This window comes from Pantoea sp. SGAir0184, assembly GCF_043544755.1.
On record NZ_CP028050.1, the window covers coordinates 2,100,696 to 2,117,902 of the forward strand.

The 17,207-nt window shown below is 59.5% G+C and carries 16 protein-coding genes; 8 read left to right on the top strand and 8 right to left on the bottom strand.

Annotated features, from left to right (window positions below; genetic code table 11):
* Window positions 1-71 precede the first annotated feature (71 nt).
* On the bottom strand, window positions 72-2,381 hold the full coding sequence (locus C1N60_RS09875; protein ID WP_394521720.1) for an FdhF/YdeP family oxidoreductase: 2,310 nt from the start codon (window positions 2,379-2,381) through the stop codon (window positions 72-74).
* 247 nt (window positions 2,382-2,628) lie between these two features.
* Between C1N60_RS09875 and C1N60_RS09880 the strand changes: the two genes are divergently transcribed.
* The gene (locus C1N60_RS09880; protein ID WP_262257935.1) at window positions 2,629-4,218 is read left to right on the top strand and encodes a PTS transporter subunit EIIC; all 1,590 of its coding nucleotides are present in this window, start codon (window positions 2,629-2,631) and stop codon (window positions 4,216-4,218) included.
* Between the two features lie 188 nt (window positions 4,219-4,406).
* Window positions 4,407-5,303 carry a LysR family transcriptional regulator gene (locus C1N60_RS09885; protein ID WP_058758655.1) on the top strand — a complete coding sequence of 299 codons (897 nt, stop codon included), beginning with the start codon at window positions 4,407-4,409 and terminating at the stop codon, window positions 5,301-5,303.
* Here the strand turns inward: C1N60_RS09885 and C1N60_RS09890 are convergent.
* The 7 genes from C1N60_RS09890 to sapA form a co-directional block, all read right to left on the bottom strand.
* The gene (locus C1N60_RS09890; protein WP_058774636.1) at window positions 5,300-6,430 is read right to left on the bottom strand and encodes a CMD domain-containing protein; all 1,131 of its coding nucleotides are present in this window, start codon (window positions 6,428-6,430) and stop codon (window positions 5,300-5,302) included. The two genes, C1N60_RS09885 and C1N60_RS09890, sit on opposite strands and share 4 nt — an antisense overlap.
* Before the next feature lie 194 nt (window positions 6,431-6,624).
* Complete coding sequence (gene fabI, locus C1N60_RS09895) at window positions 6,625-7,413, bottom strand: enoyl-ACP reductase FabI (protein WP_021505963.1); 789 nt, start codon at window positions 7,411-7,413, stop codon at window positions 6,625-6,627.
* Window positions 7,414-7,554: 141 nt separating this feature from the next.
* Window positions 7,555-8,358, bottom strand: a complete 804-nt coding sequence (gene sapF, locus C1N60_RS09900) for a putrescine export ABC transporter ATP-binding protein SapF (RefSeq protein ID WP_021505965.1) — start codon at window positions 8,356-8,358, stop codon at window positions 7,555-7,557.
* Window positions 8,358-9,353, bottom strand: coding sequence for a putrescine export ABC transporter ATP-binding protein SapD (sapD, locus tag C1N60_RS09905; protein ID WP_021505966.1), 996 nt, complete (start codon window positions 9,351-9,353; stop codon window positions 8,358-8,360). The genes sapF and sapD overlap by 1 nt, the downstream gene beginning before the upstream one ends.
* Window positions 9,353-10,243, bottom strand: a complete 891-nt coding sequence (gene sapC, locus C1N60_RS09910; protein WP_394521721.1) for a putrescine export ABC transporter permease SapC — start codon at window positions 10,241-10,243, stop codon at window positions 9,353-9,355. The genes sapD and sapC overlap by 1 nt, the downstream gene beginning before the upstream one ends.
* Window positions 10,230-11,195 carry a putrescine export ABC transporter permease SapB gene (gene sapB / locus C1N60_RS09915; protein ID WP_021505968.1) on the bottom strand — a complete coding sequence of 322 codons (966 nt, stop codon included), beginning with the start codon at window positions 11,193-11,195 and terminating at the stop codon, window positions 10,230-10,232. The genes sapC and sapB overlap by 14 nt, the downstream gene beginning before the upstream one ends.
* A gap of 2 nt (window positions 11,196-11,197) precedes the next feature.
* Complete coding sequence (sapA, locus tag C1N60_RS09920; RefSeq protein ID WP_058758605.1) at window positions 11,198-12,820, bottom strand: ABC transporter substrate-binding protein SapA; 1,623 nt, start codon at window positions 12,818-12,820, stop codon at window positions 11,198-11,200.
* Between the two features lie 170 nt (window positions 12,821-12,990).
* Here sapA and C1N60_RS09925 point away from each other — a divergent pair, with 170 nt between their 5' ends.
* From C1N60_RS09925 to pqqC, 6 genes are all read left to right on the top strand, one after another.
* Window positions 12,991-13,188, top strand: coding sequence for a hypothetical protein (locus C1N60_RS09925; RefSeq protein WP_336701814.1), 198 nt, complete (start codon window positions 12,991-12,993; stop codon window positions 13,186-13,188).
* A 30-nt stretch (window positions 13,189-13,218) separates the two neighbouring features.
* On the top strand, window positions 13,219-14,148 hold the full coding sequence (locus C1N60_RS09930) for an ABC transporter substrate-binding protein (protein WP_394521722.1): 930 nt from the start codon (window positions 13,219-13,221) through the stop codon (window positions 14,146-14,148).
* 83 nt (window positions 14,149-14,231) lie between these two features.
* Window positions 14,232-15,251 (top strand): dipeptidase, encoded by a 1,020-nt coding sequence (locus C1N60_RS09935; RefSeq protein WP_227746481.1) that lies wholly within the window; start codon window positions 14,232-14,234, stop codon window positions 15,249-15,251.
* 149 nt (window positions 15,252-15,400) lie between these two features.
* Window positions 15,401-15,472, top strand: coding sequence for a pyrroloquinoline quinone precursor peptide PqqA (gene pqqA, locus C1N60_RS09940; protein ID WP_010617686.1), 72 nt, complete (start codon window positions 15,401-15,403; stop codon window positions 15,470-15,472).
* Between the two features lie 55 nt (window positions 15,473-15,527).
* On the top strand, window positions 15,528-16,454 hold the full coding sequence (gene pqqB / locus C1N60_RS09945; protein WP_021505973.1) for a pyrroloquinoline quinone biosynthesis protein PqqB: 927 nt from the start codon (window positions 15,528-15,530) through the stop codon (window positions 16,452-16,454).
* On the top strand, window positions 16,451-17,206 hold the full coding sequence (gene pqqC, locus C1N60_RS09950; protein ID WP_021505974.1) for a pyrroloquinoline-quinone synthase PqqC: 756 nt from the start codon (window positions 16,451-16,453) through the stop codon (window positions 17,204-17,206). Before pqqB ends, pqqC begins: the two co-directional genes overlap by 4 nt.
* Window position 17,207 lies beyond the last annotated feature (1 nt).

Consider the following 17,207-nt stretch of genomic DNA (forward strand, 5'->3'; position numbering starts at 1 on the left):
CGCGCGGCAAGGCTAAAACAGGCGAAAAAGCCGCTTTACGCGGCTTTTTACTTTCTGGTAACGCACAGAACTCAGGCGATACGCTGGGTGGGCGCGGCGGCGGTCAGCGCCAGCTTCACCGGTACCGATTTGGAGGTGGGCGTGCCGCTGCCGTCACCGTAGCTGGAGAGCGGTACCAGCGGATTGGTCTCCGGATAGTAGGCGGCAAGGTTACCGCGCGGAATATTATACGGCACCAGCTTAAAGCCGCTGACGCGACGCGTCAGACCGTCATTCCACAGGGTTTCAATGTCAACCAGCTGCCCTTCGCTGAAACCGAGCGACGCCATGTCGTCCGGGTGGATAAACACCACTTCACGCTGACCGTACACGCCGCGATAGCGGTCATCCAGGCCATAAATGGTGGTGTTGTACTGGTCATGTGAGCGCAGCGTCTGCAACGTGAACGGCACTTCAACGTCATTGCCCAGCTGCGGGAACAGCGAGGTCGGCAGTGCCGCCGCGCTGAATTCTGCCTGACGCGATGGCGTATTGAAGCGCAGTTCCGCGGCAGCGTTACCGAGGTAAAAGCCGCCGGGAATATCACACTGACGGTTAAAATCAGCGAAGCCGGGGATGGTCGCCGCAATGTGATCGCGAATGACGTTGTAATCAGCGGCCATGCCGAGCCAGTCGATGTGGTCGCTGCCCAGCGTCGCGTGCGCGATACCGGCCACAATGGCTGTTTCCGAACGCTGCGTTTCCGCCAGCGGAATGCCGACACCTTCTGAGGCGTGCACCATGCTGAACGAATCTTCCACGGTGATGAACTGGTTGCCGCTGGCCTGGCGATCGCGCTCGGTACGGCCCAGCGTCGGCAGAATCAGGCCTTCGTGGCCCGGTACCAGATGGCTGCGGTTCAGCTTGGTGCTGATCTGTACCGTCAGACCACAATGCTGCAGCGCTTCTTCGGTAACCGGTGAGTCCGGCGCCGCCGCGGCGAGGTTGCCGCCCAGCGCAATCAGCACTTTGACTTCATCACGCAGCATGGCGTTGAGCGCTTCAACCGTGTTATGACCGTGTTCGCGCGGCGGTTCAAAAGCAAAATGTGCGCCCAGTGCATCAAGGAACGCTTTCGACGGTTTCTCGTCGATGCCCATGGTGCGGTTGCCCTGCACGTTACTGTGGCCGCGCACCGGACACAGACCCGCGCCTTGTTTGCCGAGCTGGCCAAACAGCAGCTGCAGGTTAACGATTTCCCGTACGGTATCGACCGAGTGTTTGTGCTGAGTAATGCCCATCGCCCAGGTGATGATCACCCGTTCGGCGCTCTGGTAAATGGCGGCGGCTTCGCGAATCTGCGCTTCGCTCAGGCCCGACTGCTGCACAATCTGCTCCCAGCGGGTCTCGTCGACGGCCGCCAGATACTGCTCAACGCCCTGAGTGTTGGCGTCAATAAAGGCCTGATCGAAAATGCCTTTTTCACCGGCGGCCAGCCGTTTACGCTGCTCTTCCAGTAGCGCTTTGACCATGCCGCGCACCGCCGCCATATCACCGCCGAGGTTGGGCTGATAATAGGCAGAACTGATGTTGCCGGCCATCGACGTCACCACTTCCAGCGGCTTCTGCGGATCGGCAAAACGTTCCAGGCCGCGCTCACGCAGGGTATTGAAGGTCACGATTCTGGCGCCGTGATCGGCGGCGTGACGCAGGCTGTGCAGCATGCGTGGATGGTTGGTGCCGGGGTTCTGACCAAAGACAAAAATCGCATCAGCGTGGTCGAAATCGTCCAGACGAATGGTGCCTTTACCGACGCCAATGCTGCGTTTCAGTCCGGTGCCGCTGGCTTCGTGGCACATGTTGGAGCAGTCAGGGAAATTGTTGGTGCCCAGCACGCGGCCAAACAACTGGTACAGCCACGAGGCTTCATTGCTGGCGCGACCGGAAGTGTACAGCTCCAGCTGATTCGGATGGTCCATTGCCTGCAAATGCTGCGCGATCAGCGCAAAGGCGTCATCCCAGCTAATCGGTTCATAGTGATCGGTCGCGCTGTTGTAGCGCATCGGGTGGGTCAGGCGGCCCTGATACTCAAGGAAATAGTCGCTCTGCTGATACAGGGTGCTGACGCTGTGCTGGGCAAAAAATTCTGGCTCGACGACGCGGCGTGTCGCTTCCCAGGTCACGGCTTTCGCGCCGTTTTCGCAGAAGCTGAAGGTGCTCTTGTTATCATCGCCCCAGGCACAGCCCGGGCAGTCAAAGCCGCGCGCTTTGTTCATGCGCATCAGGTTACGCATGTTTTTCAGGGCGGCTTTACTGTCAAGGACAAAACGGGTGGTGGCTTCCAGCGAGCCCCAGCCGCCCGCAGCGGCGCGATAGGGCTGAATCTTACGTTTAAATTTCATGATAGTCGCAGGCTTATTGTTTATGAATTGTTATCAGAATATGACTTCTGTTGGTGAGAAGTGTGCGACTGACGGCAAAAGTTGTCTAATTGATTGACTTAATGGTGCGATAGTTAACGTTTATCGCGCGCCAGGGGTAAAAGCGTGATTGGCATCATAAATTATCCGCTGCCGCGCGCCGGCGGGTAAGTGTGCGGCCAAATAGTGGCTAATAATTGCTCTTTCCGTTAGCAAAAGGGCGCGCTCCATGAAGCAACTTGCCAGTCAGGTTCACGCATTCGGCAAAGCATTAATGATGCCGATCTCCGTCATTACTGCCGCCGGTATCTTTCTCGGTCTGGCCGCCGCGTTGCAGAATCCGGCGATCACCGGTGAAGCATTTGCCAGTTTGCAGGTGCCGCAGTTGATCATCGGTTTTATTCGTAAAGTGGCGGGCGCGCTGTTTGCCAATCTGCCGGTATTTTTTGCCGTCGCCAGCGCGATTGGGCTGGCCAAAGCGGAGAAACCCACCGCCGCGTTTGCGGCAGTAATTGGCTATATCGCCATGAATGTGGGGATCAGCGCCACGCTGGCGGCAAAAGGGCTGACGGCAGCCACCACCACGCCCGAGGCGCTGCAGCAGGCGGGTATGGACCAGACCAGCGCCATGATGACGTCAGCCGAGTACATCGACATGCTCGGCATTTTTACCTACAACATGAGCGTGCTGGGCGGGGTGATTGCCGGCCTGCTCACTGTGATGCTGCACAACCGCTTCTATACCCAGCAGTTGCCCACGGCGATCAGCTTTTTTGGCGGGCGTCGCTTTGTGCCCATCGTGACGGTGGTGGTACTGCCGCTGACGGGCGTGCTGCTGGCGCTTATCTGGCCAACCATCGGTCAGGGCATCGCGTGGGTCGGTCAGATGATCGGTAAAAGCGGTCAGTACGGTGCCTTTTTGCTCGGCGCCTGCGAGCGCCTGCTGATCCCGACCGGCCTGCATCACATCCTCAATGAAACCGTGCGCTTTACGCCGATTGGCGGCATGGCGACGGTGGACGGCCAGACCATCGTCGGCGCGCTGAATATTTTTAACACTTCGCTGACCCATCCCGGCGCGATTCCGGACGACACCGTGCGCACCGCCACGCAGTTTCTCGCCCAGGGCAAAATCCCGGTGATGATGTTCGGTCTGCCCGCCGCCGCGCTGGCCATCTATCACACCGCCAAACCTGAACATAAGCAGCGGGTCAAAGCGCTGGTGCTGGCCGGCGCGCTGACCTCATTTACCACCGGCATCACTGAACCGCTGGAGTTCTGCTTCATCTTCGTCTCGCCGGTGTTGTACTTGATGCACGCGCTGCTGACCGGCCTGTCGTTTATGCTGATGTCGATGCTGCACCTGATGATCGGTAACGTGCAGGGCGGCGCGATTGATCTGCTGGTGTTTGGCATTCTCGGCGGCAGCAAAACCCACTGGTGGTGGACGCTGGTGCTGGGCGCCATTTATGCGCCGGTTTATTACTGGGGCTTTCGCCTGGTGATTACCCGGATGCAGGTCGAAACGCCGGGGCGCGAATCCGAAGAGGAAGCCAAACCGTTGCAGGTGGCGGCGGATGAACGCACCCGCGTGATCATCAGCGGGCTGGGCGGAGAGGCCAATATAGAGGACGTCGATTGCTGCTTCACTCGCCTGCGCGTGCGGGTCAAAGAGATGAAAGAAGTGGTGGATCAAACGCTGCTGTCGACCGGTGCCAACGGCGTCAACCGCGTCAGTGAGCACGATGTGCAGGTGATTTACGGGCCGCAGGTCGAGAAAATCGCCAATGAGGTGAAAAGTGCGCTCGGCGTCGCCTGATGCCGGGCGGTACCGTTAATCATGTGGGGCGCGGCCGGTGGCGACCCGCCGCGTCTCCGCGTATACATCACCCGCTATCCGCCTGAGCAATCCGCCTGACAACGCAGAAATTTCTTCGCTGAGTGCGCGTTGGGGCGCGACGAGTTTTGCTACCATAACGCGATAAAAATTCGACGGTGGATAAGAAAATCGACATCAAGCAATTGATTTATTTGTGCAATCTGGAGCGCGAGCGCCATTTTGGCCGCGCGGCGGAGGCCAGCTTCGTCAGCCAGCCCACGCTCTCGATGCGGCTTAAAAATCTTGAGCGTGAGCTGGGGCTGTCGCTGATCAATCGCAGCAACAACTTTGACGGCTTCACGCCAGAAGGGGAACGCGTGCTGACGTGGGCGCGCGAAATTGTTTCGGTGTATCAGGGACTGAAGCTGGAAGTGGAGTCGCTTAAGCACGGCGTCAACGGCACGCTGCGGCTGGGCGTAATGCCACAGTGCAGCGTGGCGCTGCCGGCGTTACTGAAAGCGGTGGAAGCGCGCTATCCGCAGCTCGACTATCGCGTTTCTGCCATGAGCGCCGATCAACTGCTGGAAGCGCTTAACAGCCACACCGTGGACGGCGGTATCGGCTTTTTTGAGCTGACGTCACTGCGGGAACTGCATTTCCAGACCGCGCTGCTCAACGATCGCGGCGTCGAAGCCATTTTCCATCCCGATCATTTCCCGGCGCTGCTGCAGCATGAGCGGCTGTCGCTGCACACGCTGGCGAGCCAGCCGCTGTGCCTGGCCGAGCCCACGCGCTATTTCCGGCGTTACCTCGACGGACAGCTGCGTGAAACCGGCGTGCTGCCGCGAGTGATTGTGGAAAGCGCCTCGGTGATGCAGCTGATTCAGAGTGCGCAGGTTGGCCTGGGCGTCATGGTGTCGCCCTGCGGCCATCTGCTACCGGAAATGCTGCACCATCTGGCGCGCCGGCCGATTGATATCGCGCCGATGGGACGTCAGGCGGCGCTGGTGATTGCCGAGCCGGGCAGGGCGTCGCCGCTGTCGCAGCACTTCTTTGACGAAGCACGACGCCACCTGGCGGATTAGCGCGCTTCGCCCAGCGCCATCAGCAGTCGATCCTGCCAGCTGGCAAATGCCACCGCCTGCATCAGTGTGAACAGGCGCTCGCTGCCCCAGCCCGCGTTTAACAGCGGCTGCAGATGGGCGGCACTGAAGCGCTCCGGCAGCCGGGTAAGCTGGGCGCTCAGCGCGATCACCTGCTGCGTCAGGCTGTCATCGCTGGCCTGATCCACATCGTGTAGCAAACGCGTGCGCCAGCCGTTCGCCAGCTGCGCGAACTGGCGTCGGCAGCCCAGTACGCGCGCGCTGACTGCCTGCGCCAGCTGTTCCTCTTCCCCACCATAAGCCTCAAGCCGCTGACGCAGCGTCGCCCAGCCATACAGCGCCTGGGCATCGTGCACCAGCAGCCAGACAGCGTCGTCGAGTCCGGCCATACCCTGACAAAAGGTCACCGCCGCCAGCTGGTCAGCGCTGGCATAGCGCAGCTCAACCGGCTTGAGGGCGTGCTGCCAGGCAGCAGCCTGACTGAACAGCACCGCATCGGCGTCGGTGGGCGGCGTGACGCCAGGGATCCAGCGCACCGGCAGGCCCATCATCGCCTGAAGCGCGGCGACCACGCGCGCCTGATAGCTGACGTAGCCTACTAGCTGGTTGAGCGTAACGATATCGGGTTCAGTCAGGCCTACCGCATCCAGCGCGCTGATGCTGCTGGCGGTAATCAGCTCAGGCTGCATCGCCAGCTGGCGCGCATACTGGGTGATTTGCGTCAGGCGATTATTGCTTTCGCGCGAAGAATCCGGTCCCGGCAGCGGATTAAGCCGCGCCGAGTAGTGATTGCACAGCCGCTGCACGCCAGCCACCTGCGCCACCGTGAGTGCGGTGCTGAGACGATCGTACAGCGTTAGTGTATGGGTCAGCGAGGTGCTGACCGCATCGGGCAGCAGGGTATGGCTCAGGTCACGTGCCGCCTGTAGCACTGGCTGAAAGTGCTGCAGCAGCGGCTGCAGGGCGCTGGCTTCCTGCTGCAGGCCGAGCAGAAAACGGTCATCAATATGAGCGGCTTCGGGAACCAGGGGAGCAGTAGCGGACGTATGCGGGCGAGTCTGGCTTTCATAAAACCAGTGGTCATGGCCGGGAGAACGGCGGTGTTCCATGGTCATTCCTTTCGCAAAAAACGGACTGAGTGCACAACGGGCAAATCTGAAAAGCGCATCGCCACTCAAGGGCTAGCTTATCGTCGCTGAACGGCTGTCCACGGCAAAAGAATGATGGGGAATAATTAATAGCGTGTGGCTATAAGGCGGGGAGAGAAAAGAAAATGGGCGAGCACCTGGCTCGCCCGCAGAACTTATTTCAGTTCCAGCTCGTTCATCGCGGCAATGCTGAAGCCGCCATCCACGTGCACCACTTCACCGGTGATACCACCCGCCAGGTCTGAACACAGGAAGGCCGCAGAGTTACCCACGTCTTCGATGGTGACGGTGCGGCGAATCGGGGTAACCGCTTCGCAGTGTGCCAGCATCTTACGGAAATCTTTGATGCCTGATGCGGCCAGGGTACGGATTGGACCGGCAGACACGGCGTTAACACGCACGCCTTCCGGACCCATCGCGTTCGCCATGTAACGCACGTTGGCTTCCAGCGACGCTTTCGCCAGACCCATCACGTTGTAGTTCGGGATAGCGCGCTCTGCACCCAGGTAAGAGAGGGTCAGCAGTGCTGCGTTCGGGTTCAGCATCGCGCGGCACTCTTTGGCCATCGCTACAAAGCTGTAGGCGCTGATGTCGTGCGCGATTTTGAAGCCTTCACGGGTAACGGCGTTCACGTAGTCGCCATCCAGCTGGTCGCCCGGGGCGAAGCCGATGGAGTGAACAAAGCCGTCAAATTTCGGCCAGGTTTTTGCCAGTTCAGTGAACAGGGCAGTGATGCTCTCGTCTTCTGCCACATCGCACGGCAGAACAATGTCTGAACCCAGTTCTTTAGCGAACTCTTCCACGCGACCTTTCAGTTTGTCGTTCTGGTAGGTGAAAGCCAGTTCTGCGCCCTGTTTGTGCATCGCCTGCGCAATACCGTAGGCGATGGAAAGTTTACTGGCAACGCCAGTAATCAGAATGCGCTTACCGGAAAGAAAACCCATAGCTGTAATCCTTATGGTCATTGTTGTTGGCGGTCGCGATGATTAAAAATTGTGCGACCGACGTTAATCGACGTGCGGATTCTAGCACGTCTGTATCAAATGGGGTAAATCGCGCCGCGTTTTCCGCTACGGTCGTAGCACTCAACGCTCGCGCCGCCACGCCTCGGCGGTTAACGCTTCGCCAAAATGGCTGGCAATCAGCCGTTTGGTTAAGTCGTGCAGCGGCGAGGCCAGCACGTCAGCGGTGCCGCCGCGCTCCACCACTTCGCCCTGATGCATCACCAGTACCTGATCGCTGATGTGCTTCATCATGCCAAGATGCTGAGTAACATAAATATAGGCGATGCCGTGTTTCTCCTGCAGCTCCAGCATCAGGTTCACCAGCTGCGAACGCATGGTCATGTCCAGCGAGGCGAGGGCTTCATCAGCGACAATCACCTTCGGCTGCAGAATCAACGCGCGCGCCAGCGCCAGACGCTGCTTCTGGCCGGGGGCCAGCATGTGCGGATAGTAGCCGGCGTGGTCGCGCAGCAGCCCGACCTGACGCAGCGTGGCAATGATGCGCTTTTCGCGTGCTTCATCATCAAGCTCGGTATTCAGCCGCAGCGGAAAATCAAGGATCTGGCTTACGCGCTGGCGCGGATTGAGCGACGTCGACGGATCCTGAAAAATCATGCGAATCCGCTGGCTGCGGTAGCCGTAATCGCCGTAGCTAAGCGGGTGATCGTCGATCAGCATCTCGCCTTCACTTGGCGCCACCATGCCGCTCAGCATCTTCGCCAGCGTGGATTTGCCCGAACCGTTCTCGCCGATAATGGCCAGCGTCTGCTTTTCGCGCAGGGTAAAACTGACGTTTTTCACCGCTTCAACATGCTGGCGTCGGAACAGCCCGGTGCGGTAGCGGTAGGTTTTGCTCAGGTTGCGCACTTCCAGCAGGGTTTCCATTATTGGCTCTCCATATTCAGCGGGAAGTGGCAGGCATAAAGATGCGCTTTAGTGCCGCTCAGGCGCGGCGTTTCGATGCATTTACGCTGCGCGTAAGGGCAGCGCGGACCGAGACGGCAGCCAATCGGCAGATGTTCCAGCGACGGTATCGCGCCGGACAGCGTATTCAGGCGGCTTTTATGCGGCAGCGCGCGGCCAAAGTCGGGCATAGCGCGGATCAGCGCCTGAGTATACGGATGGTGCGGCGTTTCCATCAGATCGTCACTCTGCGCGGTTTCCACCGTTTGTCCGCAGTACATCACGTTGATGCGGTCCGCCCACTGACTCATGGTGCGCAGGTCATGGCTGATCAGCAAAATCGTGGTGTTGTTATTCTGATTGAGGCGGCTCAGCAGACGGAAAATCTGCGCCTGCGTGGTGGGCTCCATGGCATTGGTCGGCTCATCGGCAATCAGCAGGCGCGGCTGATTGGCCAGCGCGATGGCGATCATTACCTTCTGACATTCGCCTTCGGTCAGCTCATACGGGAAGCTGCGCATGATGTCTTTGTGATCTTTAATGCCGACGCGGTGCAGCAGCTCAATGGCGCGCTCTTTGCGCCAGAACCACAGGCGCTGATACCAGCGGCCTTTAAAGGTCCAGCGTGGAATGGCCTGCATCAGCTGGCGGCCGACACTTTCAGAAGGATCGAGGCAGGATTGCGGCTCCTGAAAAATCATCGACACGTTATGGCCAACGATGCGCCGCCGTTCGCGCGGCGACAGGCGCAGCAGATCGATATCATCGAACACCATGCGATCGGCGGTGACACGCCAGTTATCTTTGGTCACGCCGCAGATGGCTTTCGCCACCAGACTTTTCCCCGAGCCGGATTCGCCCACCAGGCCACGCACTTCGCCCTCGTTTAGCGTCAGATTGATGCGATCGACCGCTTTCACCGGACCTTCAGCGGTCATGAATTCAATGGTCAGATTTCGGATGTCCAGCAACGGCATTATTCCACTCCCGCAGCGACGGCGCGACGGATGCCATCGCCCAGCAGGTTAACAATCAATACGCTTATCATCAGCGCGGCACCCGGCAGCATCACCGTCCACGGCGCCACGTAAATCAGCTCCAGCGCGTCACCCAGCATCGCACCCCATTCGGGCGAGGGCAGCTGCGCGCCGAGGTCAAGAAAGCCGAGCGCGGCGATGTCGAGGATCGCCATCGACAGCGAGCGAGTAAATTCACTGACCAGCAGCGGCAGAACATTTGGCAGCACCGCATTCCACAGAATATTCAGGTTGCGCGCGCCATCCAGCCGCAGCGCCACCACATACTCTTTTTCCATCTCATCATGCACTGCCGTGTAGATTTCGCGCACCAGACGCGGGATCAGCGCCAGCAGTACCGCCAGCATCGCATGCTCCAGTCGCGGGCCAAGAAAGGCCACCACGCTAATCGCCAGCAGCAGAGAGGGAATCGACAGCAGCGTATCCAGCACGTGATTCATCACCGCCGAGCGCAAACCGTGGGTAATCCCCGCCAGCACGCCCAGCAGCAGCGCGCAGATTGCTGCCAGCACCGTAACCAGCAGCGCAGAGCCAACCGTCGGTGCCACGCCGCTCAGTAAACGGCTTAGCACATCGCGCCCGAGATCGTCAGTGCCGAGAAAGAAGGAGACATCGCCGTAGCGCGACCACGACGGGGGCAACAACTGATAGCCGAGAAACTGCTGGTCGATGCCGTAAGGGGACAGCAGCCCGCCGAACAGGCAGAGAAACAGCAGGATGCCGAAGCCGTACAGGCCAATCATGGCGCTGGTATCGCGATAAAAGCGCTGCCAGCTGAGGCGAAATGCACTCGGCAGCCGCTTCTCGGCGTAGATGTTATCTGAGGGCATACCACTCCTTGTGTTTCAGCGGATTGAGCGCCGCACCGATAATATCCGACAGTACGCTGACCAGAATCACTAGCCCGCCAACCACCATCACGCCTGCGGAGATCGCCGCGTAATCCTGCTGACGGATAGCGTTAATCAGCCAGCGCCCCAGTCCAGGCCAGTTGAACACCACTTCGGTGATCATCGCCAGCGTCAGCATGGTGGAGAATTGCAGGCCAAGACGCGGGATCACCGGCGGCAGTGCGTTGTGCAACACGTGACGACGTATCACGGTGAAGCGCGACAAGCCGCGCGTTGCCGCTGCCTTGACGTAATTTTTATCCATCACGTCGCTGGTGCTGTTGCGCAGCAGGCGAATCACTTCGGTAGTCGGTGCCACAGCCAGCACGATCACCGGCAGAATCAGGTGCGTCAGCGCGCTGACCAGCATCTCATGCCGCCACGGTGAAGGGCTAAGCCAGGCGTCAATCAGGGCAAAACCAGTAATGTTCTGCACCGGATAGAGCAGGTCGAAACGACCGGAAACCGGCAGCCAGCCCAGCGTCAGCGAAAACAGCAGGGTAAACAGCAGCGCCAGCCAGAACACCGGCATTGAGAAGCCGAGCAGCGCCAGCGCGCTGATGGCTTTATCCTGCCATTTATTGCGCATCACGCCGGCGCAGATGCCGAGCGGAATACCGACCAGCAGCGCCAGCATAAACGCCAGCACGCACAGTTCCAGCGTGGCGGGAAACACCTCGCGCAGCTGTATATCAATTGCCTGACCGTTGGTGCTGGAGACACCGAAATCAAACTGCAGCAGCCCTTTAAACCAGAACCACCAGGCATCGAACAGCGAGGCGCCTTCCAGCGGCGCGTTAGGCGTGAAATAGCTCAGGCTGAAACTCACCAGCGAGAGTAAGAACAGGGTGATGATCAGCAACAGCAGGCGACGCAACAGATAGATGATCATGCTTACTCCTCGCCGTGCTCATCGCGGTAAACCCCGGCGAATGAGGCATTACCGAAGGGACTCAGCACCAGGCCTTTAATGTCGTGCCGGTAAGCCTGCAGGCGCAGCGACGATGCCAGCGGCAGCACCGGCAGCGCCTGCGCCAGCATCTGCTGGGCGCGATCGTAGCTGTCGATACGCGCCGACAGCTGCTGCGACAGCAGCGCGCGCTGCAGCGCCTCATCAAACGCCGGCGAACACCAGTGCGCATAATTGGTCTGCGAACGAATCGCCGCGCAGCTCAGCAACGGGCGGAAGAAACTGTCCGGATCGTTACTGTCGGTGGCCCAGCCGGTCAGGGTTAAATCGTGATTCATGGCCATCAGCTGTGCTTCCTGAAAACGTCCCTCGACCGGCGCGATGGTGACGCGCACGCCCACCTGCGCCAGATCCGCCTGCAACAGCTCGGCGGTTTTAAGCGGGCTGGGGTTCCACGACATCGAGGTGGTCGGCACCACCAGGCGCAGATGCAAATCCTCAATGCCCAGCGCTTTTAATGCCTCACGCGCTTTTGCCGGATTGTATTCCGTCACGCGCGCATCATTATCGTAAGCCCACGAGGCGCGCGGCAGAATCGAGGCTGCGGTTTCCGCCGTGCCGTAATAAATCGACTCCATCAGCCGCTCGTTGTTGATTGCCAGCGCCAGTGCGTGGCGCACTTCCGGACGGTCGAGCGGCGGTTTGCGGGTGTTAAACGCCAGATAGGCGATATTCATGCCGGGACGCAGCGTCATGCGCAGGCGCGGATCGTCGCGCAGAATCGACAGCTGGCTGGCGGCCGGGTAGGCCAGTACGTCACACTCGCCGGTCAGCAATTTCGACAGGCGGCCAGTGCCGCCCACGCCGAGGTCGATCACCACCTGTTGCAGACGCGGTACGCCTTTCCAGTAGTGCGGATTGCGCGCCAGACGCAGATATTGTCCGGTGCGGTACTCACTCAGCTGGAACGGGCCGGTGCCCACCGGCTGGCGATCCAGCTGTTCCTGCTGGCCTGCCGCGCTCAGCTGGCTGGCGTACTCCTGCGACAGCACCGGCGCGTAGTGGGTGGCGATATGCCACAGGAACGAGGCGTCCGGGCTGTTGAGGCGGATCTCTACCGTGTCGTTATCCAGCTTCTTCACGCTCTGCACCGAGTCGGCAAACTGCAGGCTGTCGAAGTAGGGATAGCTGCCGCCGTTGACGTTATGCCACGGATGCTGGCGATCGAACATGCGGGCAAAGCTGAAGACCACATCGTCGGCGTTCATTTTGCGCGTCGGCGTAAACCAGTTGGTGTGCTGGAACGAAACATCTTTGCGTAAGTGGAAGCGGTAAGTCGCGCCGTTATCGCGCACTTCCCAGCTCTGCGCCAGATCGGGGATCAGGCGATAGGTATAAGGGTCGACGTCGAGCAGGCGGTCATACAACTGTGCCGCCAGCGTATCGACCACCAGCCCGCTGCTGACCATCTGCGGGTTGAAGGTGTTAACCGTGCCGTTCACGCAATAGACAAAGCCGCTGTGGCGGATAGAGTCCGCGGGTGCGGCGAGCGCAGAGGCACTCAGGACGCTGAGACCAAGCAGCAGCGCGGGGAATAATTTTGGCATAGAACTCAACGATTCTCGGGCAATAGCGAGAGTGTATCGCAAAGCACGCGCACTCCCCAAATTCGCCGCGCATCTGCGCTTTTTTTACCCAGCGGGCGACGGGGGTAAGCACAACCTTAGTGTGGAAATGAGAAAAATTCTCAATTAGAGCTTTACAGATGATAATAGGAATGATTATTATTCTTCTGCGCTTCGACGGTGGCTCTACCGAAGAAGAGCACGACATTGCTCACATTGCTTCCAGTATTACGTTGCCCGCACCTCGTGTTGCGGGCTTTTTTTGCGCCATCGTCAGCCGCGCATCGTTATGTTACTTCCGGCAATCCTCATGCGAAATCGGCATCGGTCATTTGTTACGCGCAGGGTAGTCTGGGCTTTTCATCTGCAGAGAAATGATAATGAAAAGAGTGACTTTAACGATGCTGTTACTGGCCAGCGGCAGCGTCGCGGCGCACGGCGTTACCCTGCGCATTGCCGATCAAAAGGGCAACATGCGCGCCGAGCTGGAAGCAGCGCAGCAGCTCAACGATCTCTCCTACCGTATCGAATGGGCGGAATTTCCGGCCGCCGCTCCGCTGGCCGAAGCCCTGAATGCCGGGGCGGTTGATGCCGGTATTATTGGTGATGCGCCGCTGCTGTTCTCACTGGCCGCGGGTTCGCAGGTCAAAGCGGTGGCCGTCAGCAAATCCACCCCGGCCGGGCTGGCGGTACTGGTTGCGCCGGACTCACCCATCAAAACGCCGCGGGATCTGCGCGGTAAACGTATCGCTACCGGGCGCGGGTCGATCGGTCATTTTATCGCGCTGAAAGCGCTGGAAAGTGCCGGGCTGAGCGATAAAGCAGTCAGCTGGCGCTTTCTCACGCCTGCCGATGCGCGCATTGCGCTGGCGAGTGGTTCCGTCGATGCGTGGGCAACCTGGGATCCTTACACCGCGCTGGCAGAAGTAACGCATACCGGCCGCGTGCTGATCAACGGCGTGGGGCTCTCCAGCGGCAACAGCTTCCTCGCCGCCACCGATGCGGCACTGAGTTACGCCAGTAAACGTGCGGCGCTGCAGGATTATATTAACCGGCTGGCGGCCGCTGACCGCTGGGCCAATCGCCACGTTGAGGCGTATTCCGTCAGGCTGGCGAAAATCATCGGTTTTCCTCAGGAGGCTGCCGCCAAATCTTTTGCCCGACGTCAGTCACACTGGCAGAGCATTGACGACCACACCGTACAACAGCAGCAGGAAACTGCCGACTTTTATCAAAAGTACGGCCTGATTGCTCAGCCACTCGATGTCAAGCCGACCTTTTATCGCGGTCTGCAGGTGGCACAGCAGTAACCCTTTGTGCGCCGGTATTTGGCGAACAGGCGGGATGCGCGTAGCATGGCGGCATCAAATCCGTGGCGGATAACCCAATGTTAATCAAAACCTTTGATGGTCATAATGACCTGTTGCTCAACCTGTGGTTGCATCATCGCGACGATCCGGCCGCTGCCTTCTTTACCGGTATCGAAAAAGGACACCTCGATTTTCCGCGCATGCAGCAGGGCGGCTTTGCCGGTGGATTGTTTGCGCTGTTTGTGCCGCCGCAGCGCTACGTCAGCGAAAAGGCGCCGCAGCTGGCCAGTGAAGCCTGGCAGCCGCTGGAGATCCTGTGGCAGCAGCTGGAGATTCTGAAAACGCTGGTTGCCCGTTCTGACGGCCGGGCGCGCCTCTGCCTCAGCACCGCCGATATCGCCGCCTGCCGGCGCGATGGCATACTGGCAATGGTGGCGCACATTGAGGGCGCGGACGGTTTTGACGGCGACGGCGCCGATCTTGCCGCCTTCTGGCAGGCGGGCGTGCGTAGCATCGGTCCGTTCTGGAATCTGGAAAATCGCTTTGGCGCTGGCGTCACCGGCGCATTTCCCGGTTCGCCGGATAGCGGTCCGGGGCTGACTGCCGATGGCGAGCGGCTGATCGCGCTGGCGAATCAGCAGCGCATGATGATCGACGTGTCGCACATGAATGAAAAAGCGTTCTGGGACACGGCCCGGCTCTCATCCGCGCCGCTGGTCGCCAGCCACTCGAATGCGCACGCGCTGTGCGCGCAGCCGCGCAACCTTACCGACGACCAACTGCGGGCGATTCGCGATAGCGGTGGCGTGGTCGGCATTAATTTCGGCAACGCCTTTCTGCGCGCCGACGGTAAGCGCGACGATGATGGCGGCTTGATCGAAATTGTTAAACACTGTGAGCATCTGATGACTATTATGGGAAGCGATCACGTCGCGCTGGGGTCGGATTTTGACGGCATCAGCGTGCCCGCAGAGCTTAAAGATGTCACCGGTTTGCCGCGGCTGTATGCGCTGATGCGCAGTCTCAACTATGATCAGGCATTGCTGGAACAACTTGCCTGGGGCAACTGGCAGCGGGTATTGCACCAAATCTGGCAGGCGTAAGTGTATTTCCTTACGCAATCAGGGTTGATCTGCTCGCTACATTGGCGCAACATCGCCCCGCGTTATCCATTGCTGGCGGAAGCTTTGTTTCTGTCGCAATGTTTTTAGCAGAGCCTGCTCTGCGTTTTAAGACTATGAGGAAGAATATTATGTGGAAAAAACCTGAGTTTGTTGACCTGCGTCTGGGCCTGGAAGTAACGCTGTACATCTCCAACCGCTAAGACGTCCTGCCCGCCGTTCGTGCGGGCATTTTCTTTTCCTGCTTCGGTCCTTCACATGTTTATTAAAGTCCTCGGTTCGGCGGCTGGCGGTGGCTTTCCTCAGTGGAACTGTAACTGCGCCAACTGCAGCGGGCTGCGTAACGGCACGCTCCAGGCGCAGGCGCGCACCCAATCCTCAATCATTGTCAGCGATAACGGTACCGACTGGGTGTTGTGCAACGCTTCGCCGGACATCAGCCAGCAAATCGCCCGGACGCCGGAACTGGTGAAACACGGCGTGCTGCGCGGAACGGCGATTGGCAGCATTATTTTGACCGACAGCCAGATCGATCACACCACCGGTCTGCTGAGCCTGCGTGAGGGCTGCCCGCATCAGGTATGGTGCACGCCGGAAGTGCATGCCGACCTCACCAGCGGCTTCCCGATTTTCACCATGCTGCAGCACTGGAACGGTGGCCTGCAGCATCGTGCGCTTACGCCGCTTGAGCCGTTTCGCGTTGACGTCTGCGCCAGTCTGCAATTCACCGCCATTCCGATTCTCAGCAATGCGCCACCGTATTCGCCGTATCGCGATCGCCCGTTGCCGGGACATAACGTGGCGCTGTTTATCGAAAACACTGCCAGCGGGCAGACGCTGCTGTATGCGCCAGGCCTCGGCGAACCGGATGCGGTGATTATGCCGTGGCTGCAAAAAGCCGACTGCCTGCTGATCGACGGCACCGTGTGGCAGGATGATGAGCTGCTGACCACCGGCGTCGGCAAAAATACCGGCAAAGCTATGGGCCATCTGGCGCTGGCGGAAGAGCAGGGGCTGATGGCGCTGCTGGCCGCGCTGCCGGCCAGACGCAAAATTCTGATTCACATTAACAATACCAATCCGATTCTCAACGAGCATTCGCCGCAGCGCCAGTTCCTGACGCAGCAGGGCATTGAAGTGAGCTGGGACGGCATGGCGATTCATTTGCAGGAGTCCGCATCGTGATCATTACCGAGGCGTTGTCACCCGAAGCCTTTGAACAGGCGCTGCGTGCCAAAGGCGCGTATTACCATATTCACCATCCTTACCATATCGCGATGCACAACGGTGCCGCGACGCGCGAGCAGATTCAGGGCTGGGTGGCGAACCGTTTTTACTATCAGACCAATATTCCGCTGAAAGATGCGGCGATCATGGCCAACTGTCCGGATCCGGCAACGCGCCGTAAATGGGTACAGCGTATCCTCGATCACGACGGCCGTAACGGCGAGGAAGGCGGCATTGAAGCCTGGCTGCAGCTGGGAGAAGCGGTCGGTCTCGATCGCAAAGTCTTGCTGTCAGAGAAGCTGGTGTTGCCGGGCGTACGGTTTGCCGTTGATGCCTATGTCAACTTTGCGCGTCGCGCCAACTGGCAGGAAGCAGCGTGCAGCTCGCTCACCGAGCTGTTTGCCCCGCAGATTCATCAGTCGCGCCTCGACAGCTGGCCGCAGCACTATCCGTGGATCAAAGAGGAAGGCTATTTCTACTTCCGCAGCCGCCTGAGCCAGGCGAACCGCGATGTGGAACATGGCCTGGCGCTGGCACTGGAAGTCTTTACCAGCGCTGAGCAGCAGAACCGTATGCTGGAGATCCTGCAGTTTAAACTCGACATTCTCTGGACCATGCTGGATGCCATGACCATGGCATACGCGCTGCAGCGTCCGCCGTACCACACGGTGACCGATCAGGTCGCCTGGCACAGTACAAGACTGGTGTAAT